Source organism: Bradyrhizobium sp. P2_E8 (assembly GCF_056403875.1).
In genome coordinates, this window is the sequence record NZ_JBFUES010000741.1 from 1 (window position 1) to 3,907 (window position 3,907).

The following is a 3,907-nucleotide window of genomic DNA, read 5'->3' on the forward strand; positions in this document are numbered from 1 at the left end:
CGTTGGCATAGATCGTTGCGAATTCCGGTGTCGTCAGCCATTCCAGGAACTTCTTGGCATCCTCCTTGTTCTTCGAGGCTGCGTTGACGCCCATCGCGATGTCGGTGTGATCCGAGATATAGCAATCCGTCGTGCCGGCCGGCTGCGGCGGCGGGAATGCACCCATGGCGAATTTCGCCTGGCCCCGGAACGTCGAGATGTCCCACGAGCCAGCCGCATAGATCGCGCCCTTGCCGAGCGAGAAGAGGTTCTGACTGTCCGCGTAGGTCTGCGCCTGGAAGCCCGATCCGAGATACGGGGCCCAGCTTGCGATCTCCTTGAAGGCCGTGACATATTGCGCGTCGGTGAGCTTCTCCTTGCCAGCAATCAGATTGGCTCGACCCGTCTCGCCCTTCCAATAGTCGGGACCGATGTTCTGGAAGCCCATTGTTGCGGCCTCCCACTGGTCAGCCGTGCCCATCACCAGCGGGACATAAGTCCCTTCCTTCTTCAGCTTATCGAGCACGGCATGGAATTCGTCGAGCGTCTTCGGCTCGGTTACGCCGACCTTGGCGAAGGCCTCCTTGTTGTAGATGAACCCGGCGATAACGGAGGCGATCGGAACACAGAAAGTGGTTTTGCCATCGTCGGTTTGCCATGCAGCCTTTGCGACATCGGAGAAATTGTCCATGCCCTTGATGCTGTCGACGCTGTCGAGCTGATGCTTCTGGTAGAGCGCGAGCGAGGCATCGAACGGACGGCAGGTAATAAGATCGCCGGCGGTGCCGCCATCGAGCCGCGCGTTGAGGGCGGCATTGTATTCCTTGGGTGCCGAGGGCGCGAATTCGATCTTGATGTCGGGATATTGCTTGTTGAAGGCGGGAATGATCTTGGAGTTCCAGATGTCGGCGTCATCATTACGCCAGCTCTCGATCTTCAATGAGCCTGCCTTGGCCGACGCTAGCCCGGCGAGCAACGCCAACGCGGCAACCTCAGCTCCCAATGCGGCCTTGAATGTCCGTCTCATGCTACGCTCCCTTGTTCGGGCCTTCGCCCTTGATTCCGTTGACCCTCGCGCGGCGCAACGCGTCGTCTATGCGGCCTTCCGCAGCAGCGAGCCAGTTGACGGCTTCGCTCATGCTGGCGGCGCCGCAGGCAATCAGCACCGCTGGCTTGACATCGCCGCCGGCCTCACGCAAGGCCGCTGCCGCTTTGGCGTCGCTGACGCTCGCGATCGTTGCGACGATCCCGCGCGCCCGCTCGCGCAACTTGGCGTTATCGGCCTTCAGATTGACCATCAGCCCCTGGTGTATGTGACCGAGCTCGAGTCCCATCAATGACGAGAGCATACCGAGCGCGGCCTTTTGCGCGGCGCCGGCCGCGAGCCGCGTCGAGCCGCGCAGCACCTCCTCTCCGCTTTCGAGCAGGATCGACGCGTCGGCGCCGATGAGCAACGGCGAGGCCGGATAGTGCGCGATGCCGACCACGAAGGCGCCGCGGCGACGCGCCTCTGCCGCCGCAGCGACGGTGAACGGCGTCGAGCCGCTCGCCGATACAGCGATCACGGCGTCGCGGGACAGATCGCCAAGCTCGGTCATGGCCCCCTCACCGGCGACAGCATCGTCCTCCACCGCGCCGTCGATGCGAAACGGCTCGGCGGTCCCGCCGGGCAAGACAATCGCGATGCGGCTCTGGTCAAGGYCGAATGTACCGGGAAGCTCGGCAGCATCTTCGGCCGCCGCAAGGCCGGAAGACCCCGCACCGGCATAGACCAGACGCCCGCCGGCTCGCCAAATGGCGGCGAGCCGAAGTGCCGCCGCGCGGATGTCGGTGGAGGCAGCCGCGACCGAAGCAATCGCCCGGCGGTAGGAAGCGAGCATCGCGTGCGCAAACTTCGCCTCATCGGTCGTCACGACGTCAGTGGTGTCGCCGCACCTCTCTCCGCCCGACTCCAAGTTCGGCAGTACCGACATCGTGAATACCAATGGTAGATACCTCTTGTATTCGTTTTATCCACGTGACATACCACTTGTCTAGAGGCGTTAAGAATTTTTTTAGGAGGCTCCTTGGCGACAGCCCGGTTCTTTCTCGGAGTAGACGGCGGCGCCACCCGTTGCCGCGCGAGATTGCGGGACTCGTCTGGCCGCGAGCTCGGGCGCGGCCTCGGGCCGGCTTCGAACATCTATCTCGACTTCGACGAGGCGATGCGGGTCGTGCGTGAAACCATCGAATCCGCGATCAGCGCCGGCGCGTCACGGCAGGAGATCGCCCTCGGCCTGAGCCTTGCCGGGCTTTCGGACGACAACGAAGCGGAGCGTGTTTCTGCCGCCCTGCCCGGCTTCGCACGCATCGTCGCCGTTAATGATGCTGTCGCCGCCTGCGTGGGAGCCAATGGCGTCGGTGACGGTGGCCTAATCATCGCGGGCACGGGCTCGGCGGGCATCGCTCGCCTGGGAGAACGAACGACGATAATCGGCGGACGCGGCTTCTGGCTGGGTGACGACGGATCCGCCGCACGCCTCGGCGAATCGGCATTGCGCGCGACGCTGCGTGCGATCGACGGCCTCGAGCCGATGAGTGGGCTCGCCCAGGCGCTCGGGCGACGTTTTGACGATGATCCATTGCGAATGAGCCGCTGGGCAGCGGAGGCCAGACCCAGAGACTATGGCTCCTTCGCCCCCCAAGTCCTTGACGTCGCCAGGTCCGGAGACAAGCGCGCGCGCGAAATCGTCGGGGAAGCGGCCTGCGCGATCGAGGCGCTCGCGAACGCGCTGAACGCGCTCGGCGCCGAGCGCATTGCGCTCGCGGGCGGCTTCGGCGAGCCCTTGCGCCCGTTCTTGCCGCCTGATGTTGCCAAGCGCCTCGCCCAGCCGCGGCGCGACGCAGTCGACGGCGCGATCCTTCTCGCCGGCGGAACGCTCGCGGAGGACGCGGCATGTCCATGACGGTCGAAACGGCGCCGGGCCAAAAGCTCTATCGTGCCGTGGTCGACGCGCTTCGGCGCGAGATCGAGACCGGACGCTTCGCGGAGACGCAACTGCTTCCGGCGGAGCGGGTGTTGTGCGAGCTGCTCGACATATCGCGCACCACGCTGCGAAAGGCGATCGCCGATCTGATCGCCGAAGGCGTGCTGTATCACCGCCACGGCGCGGGCACCTTCATCCATCGCGCAACGCCGCGCGTCGAACAGCCCTCGTCGCGCCTGACGAGTTTCACGGAAGACATGCGGCTGCGCGGATTGGAGGCTAGCTCCCGCGAGCTCGAACGCGGCGTGTTCCTGCCGACGCCGGAAGAGGCGATGATGCTTGGCGTACGACCGAACGACCGCGTGTTCCGGCTCGGACGCCTGCGCCTGGCCGACGGTTCGCCCATGGCAATCGAACGCGCCGCCGTGCCGATACGCTTTCTTCCTGAACAGGATTCGGTTGGCGCCTCGCTCTACGAGGCACTCTCCGCAAGGGGCTTCAAGCCAACCCGGGGCTTGCAGCGCTTGCGTGCGACCATCCTCGAACATGCGGATGCTGAACTGCTCGGCGTCGCGCCGGACAGCCCGGCGCTCTACATCCAGCGCATCGCCTACCTCGCCGGCGGAGCCTGCGTGGAGTTCACGAAGTCCTGGTACCGTGCCGACGCCTATGATTTCGTCTCCGAACTCACGCTGTCGCCCCCGGCCCGAAAGACGCACCGATGACGACACACATGCTGCAGGAGATCGGCGAGGCCGGCGAAGCGGCTGCGCGCCAGCTCGGTCAGAATGCTGAACGGCTCGCTGAACTCGGAGCGCGCCTGCGTGCCCTCGATCCGCCGCTCGTCGCAACCATCGGCCGTGGTTCGTCGGATTGCTGCGCGCTCTATCTGAAATATCTCGTCGAGATTGTTTCTGGGGTGCCTTGTGTCTCCATCGTCCCCTCGATTGCGACGCTTTATC

At 64.8% G+C, this 3,907-nt stretch carries 4 protein-coding genes and 1 pseudogene; 3 read left to right on the top strand and 2 right to left on the bottom strand.

The window, feature by feature from the left end; all coding sequences use genetic code 11:
• The coding region (locus AC1D00_RS30810) for an ABC transporter substrate-binding protein (protein WP_477013257.1) at nt 1-1,006 on the bottom strand (1,006 nt) is incomplete at its 3' end.
• 1 nt (nt 1,007) lies between these two features.
• Nucleotides 1,008-1,952, bottom strand: coding sequence for an N-acetylmuramic acid 6-phosphate etherase (locus AC1D00_RS30815; protein ID WP_477013258.1), 945 nt, complete (start codon nt 1,950-1,952; stop codon nt 1,008-1,010).
• Between the two features lie 93 nt (nt 1,953-2,045).
• Between AC1D00_RS30815 and AC1D00_RS30820 the strand changes: the two genes are divergently transcribed.
• From AC1D00_RS30820 to AC1D00_RS30830, 3 genes and pseudogenes are all read left to right on the top strand, one after another.
• Nucleotides 2,046-2,924: a BadF/BadG/BcrA/BcrD ATPase family protein gene (locus tag AC1D00_RS30820; protein ID WP_025576114.1), complete on the top strand. Its 879-nt coding sequence runs from the start codon at nt 2,046-2,048 to the stop codon at nt 2,922-2,924.
• Nucleotides 2,915-3,670, top strand: a complete 756-nt coding sequence (locus AC1D00_RS30825; protein ID WP_025576113.1) for a UTRA domain-containing protein — start codon at nt 2,915-2,917, stop codon at nt 3,668-3,670. The genes AC1D00_RS30820 and AC1D00_RS30825 overlap by 10 nt, the downstream gene beginning before the upstream one ends.
• Nucleotides 3,671-3,678: 8 nt before the next feature.
• Nucleotides 3,679-3,907 (top strand): annotated as a pseudogene (locus AC1D00_RS30830) (SIS domain-containing protein); the annotation flags it as partial.